Source organism: Bradyrhizobium australafricanum, assembly GCF_020329495.1.
Lineage (GTDB): Bacteria > Pseudomonadota > Alphaproteobacteria > Rhizobiales > Xanthobacteraceae > Bradyrhizobium > Bradyrhizobium australafricanum.
The window spans coordinates 1-16127 of the sequence record NZ_JAGKJL010000106.1 but is presented as its reverse complement, the minus strand read 5'-3'; the positions used below and the strand labels follow the sequence as shown (position 1 = coordinate 16127).

Genomic DNA, 16127 nt, shown 5'->3' with positions numbered 1-16127 from the left:
CGGCAACGCCCGCCACTGGCAGCCGGTCGAAACGATATAGAGGATCGCTTCGATCACACGACGCAGCTCCGTCTTACGCGGCCGGCCGCGCCGGTTCGCTCGCGGCAACAGGCGTCTGATCAGCGCCCACTCCGCATCGGTCATATCGCTTGCATAACGCAGATCGTCCCGCCGATATTGCTCCCGAGTGATCTTGGTCCAGGGCATCGTGCTCTCCCTCGAATCTTTGCAAATCCGATGGAATCACACCCCACTGAGATCACTCACCCATTTTTCAGTCAGGCTCTGAGGAGGCCGCGCAGCGGCCGTCTCGAAGGATCGACGGCCACGTTCCTTCCCCAAGAGAGTGGGAGTATGCGGAAGCGGCCGGGCCGTCGATCCTTCGAGACGCGCGTTCCGCGCTCCTCCAGCGACAAAGGCGAAGCCTTTGCGCGGGGATGACGGGATCGAAAGCTGTTTCCACCGAAGGAGCGAAGCCCCAATCCCGTGGCGGATCAACCGAACAGCCGCATCAGCAGGGCCTTGCCGACCGGCGCCGCGCGCACGCCGTGGAAGGCGCGGACATATTCACCGGCATAGAATGCGCGCACGACATTGACCCGCGTCGCCACCGCGTCCTCGAAGCGGACGCCGAAGCCGTCGCGGGTGCGCCGGACCACAGTCGCGGCGACGTTCTGTCCGTAGACATTGCATTTGATCAAGGAACCGATGGCGGGCGGGACGGGATCGATGAAGCGCGCGCCCGAGATCGAGATGTCGGCCATCCGGATCAAGCGCATCTCGCTGTCCTGATGGATCAGGATCGGCTCGTCGCGTTCGAACCGCTCGGCCTTGCGGCGCCGCGGCTGCTCGATGCAGATGAAGCACACGATCGCGAGCACGACGCAATTGTACAGGCTCCAGGCCAGCGCCAGCCCGCCATAGGCTATGCTGTCGCCGCGCAGATGCAGGATGAAGGCATAGGCGATCGCCAGCAGCGTGATCAGCAGGGCGGCGCCATAGAGCCGCAGCAGCGGCCATTCGATGAAGCGGCGGTTGCGGTCGCCGCCCTTGGCCGTCACCTTGAACTTGTGGCCCTGCGGCCTGGCGAGGCCGGTCACGACCGCCTTCAACACCGCGGGCGCCGCGATGTATTGCGACACGTCGGTCATGATCGCGAGCGAGCGGCCGCGCGAGATCCAGGCCATCGTGAAGGCGTGCCAGACATAGAACGGCAAGAAGTATTTCAGCAGCTCGAACAGGTCGGCGTGGACCGCCTTGATCCCGAACAGCAGATAAAGCCACGGCACGACCAGGCCGAAAACCTTGGTACCGTAGACCGCCGCCCAGCTCATGAAGGCATCGACCAACGACAGCCGGTCCATGAAGGCGAGCTTCGATTGCCGCGAGAACGGCCCGCTGCGGCCGCGAAATATCTGCATGAAGCCGAGACACCAGCGCCCGCGCTGCGTGATGTATTCCTTCAGCCCCTCCGGCGCGAGGCCGATGGTCAGGCGCTCGTTCAGATAGACCGTGCGCAATCCCTTCTCCTTCAGGCGCAGCGTGACGAGGTAATCCTCCGTCACCGAATCGGTCGGGAAGCCGCCGATCTGCATCAGGCCGGAGAAGCGGATCAGCGACGAGGTGCCGCAGCAGAATGCCGTGTCCCAGGCATCCTTGGCCGGCATCAGGATATCGAAGAAGAAGCGCTGCTCGTCGGGCCACACATCGGTCGCCGCCAGATTGGTCTGGATCGGATCCGGGTTGATGAAGTGCTGCGGCGTCTGCACGACGCCGACGCTGCCGTCCTGCATCAGGCTCATCGCCCGGGTCAGGAAATCCGGCATCGGGACAAAATCCGCATCGAGGATCGAGATGAACTCCGGCCGCTCAGCCAGCCCGGAAACGTGCTGGAGCGCATGATTGATGTTGCCGGCCTTGGCGTGGCGGTTGTCCGGGCGGGCCAGATAGTTGCAGCCGAGCTCCTGGGCGAGCCGGCGCAGCCAGAGCCTGCGCCCATCGTCGAGCACCCAGACGCGATAATTGGGATAGTTCAGCCCGGTCGCACCGATGATGGTGCGCTCGAGGATCGCCTTCTCCTCGTTGTAGGTGCAGATGAAGACGTCGACGAGCGGCGCATCCGCGCTCGCTCTCGATCGGCGCAGGATCGCATTGACCTCGGGTGAGCGGTCGATGGTCCGGCTGAGGAACAGCAGCGACAGGCACACCGCGATCATCGAGGCCACCTCGGCCAGCATGAAGGGATAGCCGACCAGCGCGTCGGCGGTGAGGCCCGGAGGCGGCAGGGTGTGGGTCACCCGCCACGCGAAATAGTGGACCAGCAGGACGAACGACATGCCGGTCATCATGACGCGGGCCAGGGTCTGCTCACGGCGGAGCAGTGGCAGGATTGCAAGGCAGGCGCCGAATGCGACCAGCCCGGGCGCAAATGCCGCCATCATGACTTTGCCGCGTCCGCGTTGAACACCACGCGCCCGGTGCGGCCGACCGCGCAATCCTTGCCCGTGGTGTCGAGCGCCGGCATCGACACCGTCACCCGATACGGCTCCTTGTTCAGCGCATCCGGATTGATCGCGAGGTTCGCGGGCGCGCCCGACGCGCCGGTGAGATTGACGATCTCGCCCTGGAGCGCGGCACTGCCGTCATTCGGCTCGAAGCTCGCCTGCTCGCCGAGTTTCAGACCGTTGTAGACGCTCTCGGTGACGTTCGCCGTGACCACTGCGCCGCTGCAGTCGAGCAGCTTGAGCAAGGGCTGCCCGGCCCTGACGTCCTCGCCGGGCGACGTCATCATCTCCCAGATGCGCCCGCCAACCGGGGCCTTGATGTCGGCTTCCGCCCGGTTGACGTAGTGCAGCTGCTCGGCGGCGATCTCGTGGGTCAGCCAGTCGATCTCGGCATCGGCATGCGCCAGATCGGCGCGCAGGTCGCTGACGCGCTGGCGCATCTCCTCTTCGCGCTGCACGGAGCTCGGCCGGTCATTGTAGCTGTCGCCGAGATAGGTGCCATTCCTTGCGGCGGTGAGCTCGACCTTGGCGGCGTCGAGACGCCGTCGAGCGCCGATTTCGGTCTGCTGCGAGATCGCCTGCTCGCGCGTCAGGCGGGCCATTTCGACCGTCGACACGCTGCCCGACTTGATCAGCGACGACGCCCGCTCGACGGCGGCCACGGCCTCCTCCCGCCGTGCGGCGGCGGCCTCGATCGCAGTCTGGATTTCGGCGATCCGGGCCTCGAGCTGGAGGATGCGGCCGTCACGGAACTGGCCGGCCTGGCGGGCAAGGTCCTGTTGCGCCGTCTCGGCGGCCGCAAGCTTGGCCGCCAGACTCGGGCGCTCATTTTCCAACCGCGACATCTGCCGCCGGAGATCATCGAGCCGGGCGCGATCGCCGCGTGCGTTGACGACGTGAAGGATCGCATCGCCCTCGTGAACCACGCTGAGCTGCGTGGATTTCTGCGGCTTCGCGCTCACGGTGCCGTCGATCGGCGAGCGCAAGGTCACGATCCTGGCGTTGACCACGGCCTCCACGCTCGAGGTCTGCAACACAGCCCTGAGCGGCAGCCATCCGAAGACGGCCACGATGGCAAGGCCAATGCCGACCTTGAGCAGGCGGCGAACCATCCGGCCTGATCCGGCGGGCGCTTCGGGATGGGGAGCGCTATCGCTGACTGGCTCGTCGTGCCCCGGCTGCAGCCGTTCCTGCAGATCGCGCTGCAATCCCCGTGCGCCGTCGGCCTCATTCCTGGTGACGGAATTATTGTCTTCGGGAAGCGGCTTGTGCTGCTGTGCCTGATTCATAATGACCGGCCCCTGATCTGTCAGTGCGCGAACCAACGCACAGCTCTGCAGAGCGATGCCGTTGCCGGACAGATCCAATAATCAGGTGCTTCAAAAGCGGCTAAAGCGAACCGGGCATCTTTCGAAAAAATTGCTGCAATTTGCCGTCGTCGGGAGCCTGGCGCGGGAGCCGCGCCGTCGACCTGCTCCGCCCATCATTCCGGTGCGCCATTGCGCAGCCGAGGGCGTCTGCAAAACTGAGCCCGGAATCCATCAGGGCCGGGGCTAGGCGGGGAATGGATTCCGGGCTCTCACGGAGGCTGTGATCGGACCCGTCTTGCGCGACCCAGGCGTGAGCAGCCAGCGCTTCGGTCCCGGCAGCCTGCCGGACTTGGAATTCAGGGCCCGGCTACCGCACTGAATCTGGCACGTCGAATTGCGGCTGCAGCGCCGCCAGGCTCGCTCCCAGCAAGGCCAGGTAGCTGGCCTGACAGACCACCACGCCGAGATCGAATGCGTCCAGCAGATCGATCCACGGGTTGTCGGCCGGCGTGCTTGCTGTTTGCTTGCCACCATCGATGACGGAAGGCTGGAAGCTGCGATCGCGTCTCTGAGGCCTTGCCTCGTGGTCGACGTCGTCGGAGCAAACGATCAGATGCAGGCGCGCGCTGGGCATTTCAATCTCCGTCACTGATTGGCGATTGCTGAACCCCGGAAATCTCTACCGTCATCGAGTTACCCAATAAGCGTAGTCACCGGGATGGAACGGGCCATTGAACGGAGGTTGATCCGACCGTTACATTCGGTGGAGACGACTCATACTTGAGTTTAGGTCGCAACCTGGACCTGAGCGCGCTCAATGGCTTCGCTTTCTGCGCGATCTCACGGGTTTGGACCGCCAAAAAGGCCGGCGCCATCCCGCCCGGGCGGCAAGAAAGCTGCTAATATACAGTCTATTGGGAGGGCGACGTTGTCGCCGCTGATGGTAGCAGTCACCTAGCGACGCAGCGCGGCCCATGATGATGGCCAAGTGCTGGGCTGCCGATGATCCGCGACCCGACCACGAAGTCCTGGTCGGCCGAGCAATGGCTGCTCGGCGGCATGGTGCTGGCCTTGGCGGCAACCTGCATCGGGCTGTTGCTGGGTCCGCAGCCGGCAGCTTCCGCCCATCTGGTTGCCCTGGCGCTGCTCGTCGCGTCGCTTACCGCCGCATTGCTGATGATCCGCCTGGTTGGCCGCTCGCAAAGGCGGATGGAAGCCATGTTGCGCGGCCGAGCCAGCAGCGAGGAGCGCGCGATGGAGGCGCTGCGCAACAGCGAAGCGCAATGGAAGGAGGTATTCGAGCACAACCCGGTCATGTACTTCATGGTCGACGCAACGGGCCTCGTGCTGTCGGTCAACACGTTCGGCGCGGCACAGCTCGGCTACACCGTCGACGAGCTGCTCGGACAATCGGTGCTGCGGGTCTTTGCCGCCGAAGACCGGGATATGGTCCAACGCAACGTCGCGGCATGCCTCGACTACATCGGCCAGACCCACAATTGGGAAATCCGGAAGGTCCGGAAGGACGGTTCAAGGATTTGGGTTCGTGAAAACGCCAAGGCGGTGCGGCGGCTGGGCGATCAGCTGATCGTGCTGATCGCATGCGAGGACATCACCGAGCGCAAGCACGCCGAAAATGCGCTGCAGCAGAGTGAAATGTACCTGACCGAAGCCCAGCGATTGAGCCACACCGGCAGCTTCGGCTGGCACGTCGCCAGCGGCGAGATCATCTGGTCGGAAGAGACGTTCAGGATCTTCGAATTCGACAGAGCTCCTTCCATCACGCATGCCACGGTCCTGCAGCGCGTCCATCCGGACGATCGCGCCCGCGTGCAACGGACCATCGACCGCGCCTCGCTCGACGGCAAGGACTTCGAACACGGCTACCGATTGCTGATGCCCAATGGTACGATCAAATTTGTTCACGCCAGGGCGCATACGGTGACGAACCTTTCGGGCGACACCGAATTCATCGGAGCGGTCACCGACGTGACTGCCCGCAAGCGAGCCGAAGCGGAGTTGCACGAAGCGCAGACCAACCTCGCACACGTCACGCGCGTGACGGCGCTCGGCGAGCTCGCCGCATCGATCGCCCATGAAGTGAACCAGCCGCTTGCCGCCGTGGTCACCAATGCCGCGGCATGCCTGCGGTGGCTCAACCGGGCAGCCCCCGATCTGAACGAAGCCCGCGGCGCGGTCAGGTCGATCATCAGCGACGGCAACCGGGCGGGCGAGGTCATCCAGCGCGTCCGCGCGATGGTGAACAAGACGACCGGTCAGAAGGCGCCGCTCGACGTCAATGAAGTCATCAACCAGGTGATCGGCCTGGTGCAGCATGAACTGCAGCGTCACCTGGTATCCTTGCAGCTCGACCTCGCTCCCGCGCTCCCGTCTGTCGTCGCCGACCGTATCCAGCTGCAGCAAGTCATCCTCAACCTGGTCCTCAATGGTATCGAGGCCATGCAGCCGGTCACGGACCGGCCGCGGGAGCTCGTGATCCGGACACGCCATGACGAGGCCGGGCAGATCGTGGTCACGGTCACCGACTGCGGCGTCGGAATCGCGACCGAGAATGCCGAACGGCTGTTCGACGCGTTCTACACCACCAAGGCCAGCGGCATGGGGATGGGGCTGTCGATCTGCCGATCGATCATCGAAGCTCACCGAGGCCGCCTGTCCTTGGCCGGAAACATCGGCCCCGGCGCGACGTTCCAGTTCACCTTGCCACTGCACGAAGAGGATCATGCATGGTGACCGGGCGCGCGGCATCGCCTTCTGGTCTGGCAAACGCCGAGGATCCCGTCGTCTTCGTCGTCGACGACGACGCATCCATGCGGGACGCGCTGAGCAATCTGTTCCGGTCGGTCGGCTTGCGGACCGCAGCATTCGGCTCGGCCCATGAATTTCTGCAGCGCAAGCCTCCGGATGTCCCGAGCTGCCTGATCCTCGACATCAGGTTACCGCGGGTGAGCGGGCTGGACTTTCAGGGGGAGCTGGCGAAGGCGGGCATCGATATTCCGATCATCTTCATGACCGGCCACGGCGATATCCCGATGACGGTCAGGGCCATGAAGGCCGGCGCTGTGGACTTCCTGACCAAGCCATTCCGCGATCAGGACATGCTGGATGCCGTCACGACGGCGATCGAGCGCGACAGGAATCGTCGCGATGAGGCCAAGGTTCTTGCCAACCTGCGCGCCGCCTTCGCGACCCTGACGCCGCGTGAACGCCAGGTGATGACGCTCGTCACGGCGGGGTTGATGAACAAGCAGGTCGCCGCCGAAATCGGTGTGGCCGAAATCACAGTGAAGATACACCGCGGGCACATCATGCGGAAAATGGCGGCAAAGTCGTTACCCGATCTGGTCAGGATGGCACAGATGCTCCAGATCGGACCGGCAGCCGGCGGGGCGCAAACCTAAGTATGATTCTCCGGCCCCGATTGGCGACGCACTGTGGTCCCCACATGATGCACACGCCAGAGGCCCTTCCGGCCCGGGAAAACCTCCTTGCCCAACCCGCCAGTGATATCAATCATCGACGATGACATGTCGGTTCGCACCGCGACCGACAATCTCGTCAGGTCGCTGGGCTACGCGGTCGAGACCTACGCGTCGGCCGAGGAATTTTTGCACTCGCCCCGCCTGAATGACACATCCTGTGTGATCGCGGATGTCAGGATGCCGGCCATGAGCGGGCTCGACCTGCAGAGCCACCTCATTGCCAGCGGACACCGCTTTCCGTTCATTTTCGTCACGGCGTTCTCGGTCGAAAGCGATCGCGTCCGGGCGCTGAAGGCTGGAGCGATCTGCTTTCTGAGCAAGCCCTGCGACGGGGACGTCCTGATCAAATGCCTCGATACCGCCCTCGCGCAGCGCAGCGCGGCGCCGGGTGCGTGAGTTGGATCAGCCATCACCGGGCCGGCTATACGCAAGGATGATGCCACAAAACATCTGGACAAGTTGCGCATGGACGGCGGCGGCGCGAGATTTCGCATCGTCGTCCTTCGGGAAGATCGACGGCAAGGACAGCACCAGACATTTTGATTGGCAAATGGCAATTCCTCGGAGGGAGGTCGCCATGCGTGCGGAACCGCGCTGCGCCCAGTGTGACAGCGAAGACCCCAAGATCATCTGTTTGCGAAATCCGGCGGGCGAACGCTACTGCGGACGCCTCTGCCTCTACAAAGGCCAGGAGGACTTCATCCGCTGGCTTTGGCGCGCGAATGCGGAGGCAGCGTCATGACAGCTCGTTGCGGAAATCCGGCGTGCAAGCGGCCTTTCGGCCTGATCCGGCACAATTGGTACTTTGAGCAGTTTTGCTCGACGAAGTGCCGCGAGATCCACAAGCGGCAGCTGGAGCGCAACAAGGCCTATTGGAAGTGGCTGTATCCCTTCCCCAGAACCGGCGCCCCATCGAAAAAGCCGATCTGACGACGTCGGCCAATAGCGCGCAAGGAGTCTCACATGACGACGGTCGATGCGATGCTGGTTGGAGCGATACTCGCATGGGTGCCTTCGCTCGTCGTGTTCCTCTATATCGTGCGCGATCTGCGCAACATGCCCCGCGAAGATCTCGACTGATCGCCGCACCGGCGGCCGAAGCGGATTGCCGGATCGTTGTCTTGACGCGCGTCTTCACGCCAACCGGTTCCCACTCGAAAACGCTCTAGACCTCCACGCCCTCGTGGCGCAGCAGCCAGCGCTTGCGCTCCAGCCCGCCGCCATATTTGACCAGCGAGCCGTTGGCGCCGATCAGGCGATGACATGGCACGACGACGCTGATCGGGTTGGAGCCGTTGGCATGGCCGACCGCGCGCATCGCATTCGGCGCGTTGAGTTTCACCGCCAGCGCGCCGTAGCTCATGGTGGTGCCGTGCGGAATGTTCGGCAGCGCGTGCCAGACCTTCTGCTGGAACGGCGTGCCGGCGACGCGCCATTCGACATCGGTGAGACGATCGAGATCGCCCTTGAAGTAATCGCCGAGCGCCTTGCGCATCGCAGCCGGCGCGTGGCCGTCCCGCAGCGTCACGGCGCCATAATGCAGCCGCAGCAGGTCGAGCATGCGCCCTTCATAGTCGTCCCAGTCAAGCGCGCGCAGCACGCCGTCGTCATCGGTCACCAGCAGCGCCGTGCCGATCGGGGTCTTGAGGCGGTCGAGGTTGAAGATCTGTGCAGTCCTGCGGTCGGCCATTGTCATATCTCGGGCAAGCAGATCGGTCGGCATACAATTCACCGCCCGCGTGGTAGCGTCCACCCGAATTCTGGGTAGAGCGTTTTTCGAGCGAAGCGGAGACCGGTTCGCGTGAAGAAAACGCGCCAAAACAAGAGCTTCGATTCTGCTTCAATCAGAACCGAAGCTCTGGGGGACCGCAATATGCTGCTTGCCAATGTTCTGGTCGCGGTGGTGGCCATGCTGCACGTCTATTTCCTTGTGCTCGAGATGTTTCTCTGGACCAAGCCGCTCGGGCTGAAGACGTTTCGCAACTCGATCGAGAAGGCAAACGATTCTGCGGTGCTCGCCGCCAATCAGGGGCTGTATAACGGCTTCCTCGCCGCCGGACTGATCTGGGGCCTCATACATGGCAATCCGGCCTTCGCGTTCCAGATCAAGACATTTTTCCTGCTCTGCGTGATCGTCGCCGGTGCCTATGGCGCCGCCACCGTCAGCCGCCGCATTCTTTATGTGCAGGCGGCTCCCGCTGCGTTGGCGCTGATCCAGCTCTGGTTGGCCTAAAGCGCGGGCGCGCTTTTGTTTTCTTGAGCATGATCCGCTCGGAAAACCGCTTCACACTTTGCCGGATCATGCTCAAACGCGACATCGCGCGCAGGGTGCATCGTCTTGCAATGGCCCAGCCGTTCCTCCATCATCCCGTGCAACGGTGACATCCGCCGCTCTGAGCTTGCGGACAAGATCACCGGCAACAGGGAGGTCACGGACATGAGAAGCGTGCAATTGCTCGCTGCGACGGCGCTTGCGATCGCGTTGTCGGTTACATCGGCCACCGCGCAGAAGAAATACGACATCGGCGCGACCGACACCGAGATCAAGATCGGCCAGACCGTGCCGTTCTCCGGCCCCGCATCCGCCTATGCCGGCATCGGCAAGACCCAGGCGGCCTACATGAAGATGATCAACGATCAGGGCGGCATCAACGGCCGCAAGCTGAACCTGATCCAGTATGACGACGCCTATTCGCCGCCGAAAGCGGTCGAGCAGGTGCGCAAGCTCGTCGAGGGCGACGAGGTGCTGTTCACGTTCCAGATCATCGGCACGCCGTCGAATGCCGCCGTGCAGAAATATCTGAATGTCAAGAAGGTGCCGCAGCTGCTCGCCTCCACCGGCGCGTCGCGCTTCTCCGATCCGCAGAACGCGCCGTGGACGATCGCGTTCAACCCGAACTACCAGTCCGAGGGACGCATCTACGCCAAATACATCCTAGCCAATCACCCGAACGCGAAGATCGGCATCTTCTACCAGAACGACGATCTCGGCCGCGACTACATCACCGGCCTGAAGAGCGGGCTCGGCGACAAGGCCGCCAGCATGATCGTCGCCGAGGTGTCCTACGAGCTGACCGACCCGACGGTCGATTCCCAGATCGTCAAGTTGAAGGCCGCCGGCGTCGACCTGCTCTACGATGCCTCGACGCCAAAATTCGCCGCGCAGGCGATCCGAAAGGTCGCCGATCTCAACTGGAACCCGGTGCACATCCTCGACATCAATGCGAGCCCGGTGTCGGCGACGCTGAAGCCGGCCGGTCTCGATATCTCCAAGGGCATCATCTCGACCAATTACGGCAAGGATCCCGCCGACCCGCAATGGAAGGACGATCCCGGCGTGAAGGCCTATTTCGCGTTCATGGACAAGTATTATCCGGAAGGCGACAAGCTCAACACCGTCAACACCTACGGCTACTCGACGGCCGAGCTCCTGATCCAGGTGCTCAAGCAGTGCGGCGACGACCTCACCCGCGAGAACCTGATGAAGCAGGTGACCAGCCTGAAGAAGTTCGTGCCGAGCCTCGCGCTGCCGGGCATGTCGATTACGACGGGACCGAACGACTACCGCATCAACAAGCAGATGCAGATGATGAAGTTCAACGGCGAGCGCTGGGAGCTGTTCGGCCCGATCATCGAGGACACCGGACCGGCGGGCTAGCCGCGGTCGAGACGAGACTCCACTCGCTCTCCCCGTTCTTACGGGGAGAGCGTCGGGGTGAGGGGCTGCTTCCGCACCTCTGCATTAGCTGCGCCCGCGGAGACTCGCCCTCACCCGCATCGCATCTTCGATGCGATGCGACATCTCCGCGCAGGCGGGGCGAGGTAAAGCGGGCCCCAACCTTCGCGCCGCTCCACCCACCTTTTCGCAACGCCCCCTACTTTGGTTGACTGAAATCGCTCACCTTTTCGGCAGCGCTCGTCTTGCGTTGCAATAACGGTTCCTCCAGTATCCCGGCCCAGCGATGGCGACCGCGGGACCTTGAACCCGCGGACAAGATCATCGGCCAACCATCAGTCACGTGAGGGAAACAGCACTATGAGGAACGGGATTTTTCACCTGGTCACGGGAACGGCGCTCGCGATCGCGCTGTCAGCAACGTCGGCCTTTGCGCAGAAGAAGTACGATCCCGGCGCGAGCGACACCGAGATCAAGATCGGCCAGACCGTCCCCTTCTCCGGACCGGCCTCCGCCTATGCCTCGATCGGCAAGACCCAGGCGGCCTACTTCAAGATGATCAACGATCAGGGCGGCATCAACGGCCGCAAGATCAACCTGATCCAGTATGACGACGCGTATTCGCCGCCGAAGGCCGTCGAGCAGGTGCGCAAGCTCGTCGAGAGCGACGAGGTGCTCTTGACCTTCCAGATCGTCGGTACGCCGTCGAACGCCGCCGTGCAGAAATATCTCAACGCCAAGAAGGTGCCGCAGCTGTTTGCCGCGACCGGCGCCTCGAAGTTCACCGACCCGAAGAACTTCCCCTGGACGCTCGGCTTCAACCCGAATTACTTCGTCGAAGGCCGCATCTACGGCCAGTACATCCTGAAGGAGCATCCCAACGCCAAGATCGGCGTGCTCTATCAGAACGACGACCTCGGCAAGGATTATCTGAACGGCATCAAGGCCGGCCTCGGCGACAAGGCCGCCAAGATGATCGTGGCCGAAGCCTCCTATGAGGTCTCCGACCCGACCATCGATTCCCAGGTGATCAAGATCAAGGACGCCGGCGCCGACCTGTTCTTCTCGGCCTCGACCCCGAAGCAGGCGGCGCAGGCGATCAAGAAGATCGCCGAGCTCGGCTGGCACCCGATCCACATCGTCGACATCAACGCGACCTCGGTCGGCGCCGTGCTGCAGCCGGCGGGCCTGGAAGCCTCCAAGGGCCTGATCAGCACCAATTACGGCAAGGATCCGGCCGATCCGCAGTGGAAGGACGATCCGGGCATGAAGCGCTATTTCGACTTCATGGCCAAGTACTATCCCGACGGCGACAAGAACTCGAACTTCAACACCTATGGCTACTCGACCGCCCAGTTGATGGTGCATGTGCTGAAGCAGTGCGGCGACGACCTGACCCGCGACAACGTGCTGAAGCAGGCGACCAACCTGAAGAATGTCGAGCTCGACATGGCGCTGCCCGGCATCAAAGGCAACACCGCGCCGAACGACTATCGCGTCAACAAGCAGCTGCAGATGATGCGCTTCAACGGCGAGCGCTGGGAGCTGTTCGGCCCGATCCTCGAGGACGCCGGCCCGGCCGGCTAGCCGGTTCGCGCAGGTTTGAAATGCAATCGGCGGCCTCCAGGCCGCCGATTTTGTTTTTTGTGACTCGTCATTGCCGGGCTTGACCCGGCAATCCATCAATTGAGAAGGCCTTTTCTCCGATGGATGCGCGGGTCAAGCCCGCGCATGACGATATCGGCCGACGGCCGACATCGTCACTCCGGAATCTCGCCGAAATTCTTCCCCACCGGCAGCACGGCGTGGCGGATCAGGCGGGAATCGTCCACCGCGGCCTGGCGGTGCTTCACCGCCTCGCGATAGACCGGATCGCGGATCATCTCGACGAAGGCGGCGACGCTTGGATATTCCGCGATGAAGCAGTGATCCCAGCGCTCCTCCTGCGGACCGATCAGCATCAGCTCGAAGCGGCCTTGCCAGACGATGCGGCCGCCGAGCCGCTCGAACACCGGCCCGCTCTCGCGGCCATAGGCCGCATAAGCCTCCGCGCCGGTGGCCTTGCGGCCATCGGGATAGGCGGCCCATTCGCGCAAGCGTACCAGGTTGAGCATGTGGATCGGGCCCGGCCGGTTGTTGTCCCGGAATTGCGCGAAGACGTCCTTGGTCGGATCGATATGGCCCATGCGGTGCTCCTTCGTTTTCTTGTTCCCTAGCGCGATCGCTCGATCGCGCTGTTCCATCCTGTTTGAGCGTGATCTCCGCGCAAACGCTCCGCGTTTGTCGCGAGGGAACCGGCGCCCACTTTTCCTGATCATGCTCCTTATGTAGCACGCGCTGCCTCACCTCCTAATGCCCCGTTAAGCTTTGCGTAACCGCCCCTTAAACCGGGAACGCTAGCGTGCGTCCCTGTCAGGGTGTGAGCGTTGCGGATGGCGTGGGGACGGAAAAAAGGCGGTGCGCGCAAGGAGCCGCTGTTCGGGCTTCCGGCCGCGCTTGCCGACCTCCGACTGTCGCCATCCGATCGCATTCCCGGCGGCGGCGACGACAAGCCCGCCAAATCCAAACCCACGAGCAGCGACAAGAGCAGCGATTCCGGTAGCGAGAAACCGCGCCCGTCGCGCAGTGGCAGCAAGCGGCGCAGCAAGTCGCGCGGCTTTGGCATCGGCCGCCTGTTCTATTGGACCGCGGTGCTCGGCCTGTGGGCCGGCATTGCGGTGATCGGTGTCGTGGTGTGGGTCGGCGCGCATCTGCCGCCGATCCAGTCGCTGGAGATTCCCAAGCGTCCGCCGACGATCCAGATCGTCGGCATCGACGGCAGCGTGCTGGCGCAGCGCGGCGAAATGGCCGGCGCCAACATCGCGTTGAAGGATCTGCCGCCCTATCTGCCGAAGGCCTTCATCGCGATCGAGGACCGCCGCTTCTATTCGCATTACGGCGTCGACCCGGTTGGCATCCTGCGCGCGGCGGTGACCAACCTCCTGCATCGCGGCGTCTCGCAGGGCGGCTCGACGCTGACCCAGCAGCTCGCCAAGAACCTGTTCCTGACCCAGGAGCGCACCATGCAGCGCAAGCTGCAGGAGGCCGAGCTCGCGCTCTGGCTGGAGCGCAAGCATTCCAAGAACGAGATCCTCGAGCTCTATCTCAACCGGGTCTATTTCGGGTCCGGCGCCTATGGCGTCGAGGCCGCCGCGCAGCGCTATTTCGGCAAGTCGGCGAAGAACGTCACGCTGCCGGAAGCCGCGATGCTGGCCGGCCTTGTCAAGTCGCCGTCGCGGCTGGCACCAAATCGCAACCCTGAAGGCGCCGAGCAGCGCGCGCAGGTCGTGCTGGCGGCGATGGCCGACGCCAAGTTCATCACCGAGGCGCAGGCCAAGGCCTCCATCGGCCAGCCCTCGATTGCGGTGAAGCCGGCCGGCGCCGGCACCGTGAACTATGTCGCCGACTGGATCGGCGAAGTGCTCGACGATCTGGTCGGCCAGATCGACCAGGACATCGTGGTGCAGACCACGATCGATCCGAAGCTGCAGAACGTCGCCGAAGCCGCAATCATCGATGAGCTCGCCGCCAAGAGCGTGAAGTTCAATGTCAGCCAGGGCGCGCTGGTGGCGATGACGCCGGACGGTGCGGTGCGCGCCATGGTCGGCGGCCGGAACTACTCGGAGAGCCAGTACAATCGCGCGGTCACCGCGAAGCGGCAGCCGGGCTCGGCGTTCAAGCCGTTCGTCTATCTCACCGCGGTCGAAGCAGGGCTCACGCCCGATACCATCCGCACCGACGCGCCGCTCGACATCAAGGGCTGGAAGCCGGAGAACTACACCCACGAATATTTCGGCTCGGTGACATTGACCCAGGCGCTGGCGATGTCGCTGAACACGGTCGCGGTGCGGCTCGGCGTCGAGGTCGGCGCCAAGAACGTGGTGCGCACCGCGCACCGGCTCGGCATCTCCTCCAAGCTGGAGTCCAACGTCTCGATCGCGCTCGGCACCTCGGAAGTCTCCGTGATCGAGCTGGTCGGCGCCTATGCGCCGTTCGCCAATGGCGGCTACGCCATCTCGCCGCATGTCGTGACCAGGATCAAGACCAGCTCGGGCAAGCTGCTCTATGACCGCCCGACCGATCCGCCCAACCAGGTGATCGAGCCGCGCTATGATTCGATGATGAACAGCATGATGCGCGAGACGCTGATCTCGGGCACCGCGCGCAAGGCGGAGATCCCGGGCTGGACCGCCGCCGGCAAGACCGGCACCAGCCAGGATTATCGCGACGCCTGGTTCATCGGCTACACCGCCAAGCTCGTCACCGGCGTCTGGCTCGGCAATGACGACAATTCACCGACCAAGAAGGCGACCGGCGGCGGCTTGCCGGTCGAAGTGTGGACCCGCTTCATGAAGGCGGCGCATCAGGGCGTGCCGGTCGCCGCGATCCCGAACTCGCAAGGCAGCTGGGGGCCGGCGAACCTGATGCAGATCTCGTCGCAGGTCACCGCGCCGTCTGCGCCGGCGGGACCGATGCAGATTCAGCCACCGATGCAGGCATCGCAGCCGCCCGCGCCGGTACCATCCGGCGGCTATTATCGCCCGCCACCGCCGACGCCGGCCCGCGCCTCGGCGCCACCCAACCCGAACGCGCGGCCCGAGGCTGCGGCTGGACTGGACGGCTGGCTGGCGGATCGGTTGTTTCGGTAGAAGTCGGTAGGCGGACGGATCGCGTTGCTCCGTAGCCCTGATGAAGCGAAGCGTAATCCGGGACCAGTCACGCCATCGGTGAAAGCTGCCCCGGATTACGCTTACGCTCCATCCGGGCTACGCACTCAAGCCGTCATCCCCCGCGAAGGTGTTCAGTCCCGTGAGTTTAGCAACGGCCTGGATCGGGGCCTGGTAGCCGAGGCATTTGAGGCGAGTCCGGTTGTAGTCGTGGACGAACTTGGCGATGAAGGCGTCGCGATCGGCATGGTCGATGAAGGTCCGCCGGGCGCTGCCGCGCTTTTGTTCGCGGCCAATGGCTTCGGCGATACGCCGGTTGAAGCGTTCGACGAGGCCGTTGGTCTGCGGGTGGTAAGGCTTGGTCAGGCGATGCTGGATGCCGCGCTGCTTGCAGAGCCGATCAAAGGGGTGGTCGCCGGAAGGTTTCC

Annotated in this window: 14 protein-coding genes and 2 pseudogenes; 8 read left to right on the top strand and 8 right to left on the bottom strand. The window is 63.8% G+C overall.

The genetic code is table 11. The features are described from left to right. The 4 genes from J6525_RS43775 to J6525_RS43760 form a co-directional block, all read right to left on the bottom strand. On the bottom strand, positions 1-207 hold a 207-nt coding region (locus tag J6525_RS43775; RefSeq protein ID WP_225646143.1), incomplete at its 3' end, for a transposase. Between the two features lie 287 nt (positions 208-494). Then, positions 495-2441 carry a glycosyltransferase gene (locus J6525_RS43770; protein ID WP_225649286.1) on the bottom strand — a complete coding sequence of 649 codons (1947 nt, stop codon included), beginning with the start codon at positions 2439-2441 and terminating at the stop codon, positions 495-497. Then, positions 2438-3793 (bottom strand): HlyD family secretion protein, encoded by a 1356-nt coding sequence (locus J6525_RS43765; RefSeq protein ID WP_225649285.1) that lies wholly within the window; start codon positions 3791-3793, stop codon positions 2438-2440. The genes J6525_RS43770 and J6525_RS43765 overlap by 4 nt, the downstream gene beginning before the upstream one ends. Before the next feature lie 388 nt (positions 3794-4181). Continuing rightward, positions 4182-4448 (bottom strand): hypothetical protein, encoded by a 267-nt coding sequence (locus J6525_RS43760; protein WP_225649284.1) that lies wholly within the window; start codon positions 4446-4448, stop codon positions 4182-4184. Positions 4449-4873: 425 nt separating this feature from the next. On the opposite strand from J6525_RS43760, the gene J6525_RS43755 reads away from it, so the two are divergent. From J6525_RS43755 to J6525_RS43740, 4 genes are all read left to right on the top strand, one after another. After that, positions 4874-6568 (top strand): PAS domain-containing sensor histidine kinase, encoded by a 1695-nt coding sequence (locus J6525_RS43755; RefSeq protein ID WP_225649283.1) that lies wholly within the window; start codon positions 4874-4876, stop codon positions 6566-6568. Next, positions 6562-7236, top strand: coding sequence for a response regulator transcription factor (locus J6525_RS43750; protein WP_225649282.1), 675 nt, complete (start codon positions 6562-6564; stop codon positions 7234-7236). Before J6525_RS43755 ends, J6525_RS43750 begins: the two co-directional genes overlap by 7 nt. Before the next feature lie 102 nt (positions 7237-7338). After that, a complete protein-coding gene (locus J6525_RS43745) occupies positions 7339-7713 on the top strand; it encodes a response regulator transcription factor (RefSeq protein WP_225164070.1) in 375 nt (124 codons plus the stop codon). A gap of 40 nt (positions 7714-7753) precedes the next feature. After that, entirely contained in the window at positions 7754-8059 is a 306-nt protein-coding gene (locus J6525_RS43740; RefSeq protein ID WP_176937154.1) for a hypothetical protein, read from the top strand. A gap of 423 nt (positions 8060-8482) precedes the next feature. Here J6525_RS43740 and J6525_RS43735 read toward each other — a convergent pair whose 3' ends face one another. Next, positions 8483-9007 (bottom strand): methylated-DNA--[protein]-cysteine S-methyltransferase, encoded by a 525-nt coding sequence (locus tag J6525_RS43735; RefSeq protein WP_225649281.1) that lies wholly within the window; start codon positions 9005-9007, stop codon positions 8483-8485. A gap of 183 nt (positions 9008-9190) precedes the next feature. On the opposite strand from J6525_RS43735, the gene J6525_RS43730 reads away from it, so the two are divergent. The 3 genes from J6525_RS43730 to J6525_RS43720 all read left to right on the top strand — a co-directional run bounded on the left by J6525_RS43730 (position 9191) and on the right by J6525_RS43720 (position 12580). Then, positions 9191-9550, top strand: coding sequence for a DUF1304 domain-containing protein (locus J6525_RS43730; RefSeq protein ID WP_092088851.1), 360 nt, complete (start codon positions 9191-9193; stop codon positions 9548-9550). 204 nt (positions 9551-9754) lie between these two features. Then, positions 9755-10975, top strand: a complete 1221-nt coding sequence (locus J6525_RS43725; RefSeq protein WP_225164067.1) for an ABC transporter substrate-binding protein — start codon at positions 9755-9757, stop codon at positions 10973-10975. Positions 10976-11353: 378 nt separating this feature from the next. Continuing rightward, a complete protein-coding gene (locus J6525_RS43720; RefSeq protein ID WP_018269220.1) occupies positions 11354-12580 on the top strand; it encodes an ABC transporter substrate-binding protein in 1227 nt (408 codons plus the stop codon). Between the two features lie 173 nt (positions 12581-12753). On the opposite strand, the gene J6525_RS43715 is transcribed toward J6525_RS43720, so the two are convergent. Next, a complete protein-coding gene (locus J6525_RS43715) occupies positions 12754-13179 on the bottom strand; it encodes a DUF1330 domain-containing protein (RefSeq protein WP_028335618.1) in 426 nt (141 codons plus the stop codon). A gap of 246 nt (positions 13180-13425) precedes the next feature. Here J6525_RS43715 and J6525_RS43710 point away from each other — a divergent pair, with 246 nt between their 5' ends. Further along, a complete protein-coding gene (locus J6525_RS43710; protein WP_225649280.1) occupies positions 13426-15681 on the top strand; it encodes a transglycosylase domain-containing protein in 2256 nt (751 codons plus the stop codon). A 117-nt stretch (positions 15682-15798) separates the two neighbouring features. On the opposite strand, the pseudogene J6525_RS43705 reads toward J6525_RS43710, so the two are convergent. Both J6525_RS43705 and J6525_RS47775 read right to left on the bottom strand, forming a co-directional pair. Beyond that, positions 15799-16023: pseudogene (locus J6525_RS43705) on the bottom strand (hypothetical protein); the annotation flags it as partial. After that, positions 15999-16127 (bottom strand): annotated as a pseudogene (locus tag J6525_RS47775) (integrase core domain-containing protein); the annotation flags it as partial. The pseudogenes J6525_RS47775 and J6525_RS43705, both read right to left, overlap by 25 nt.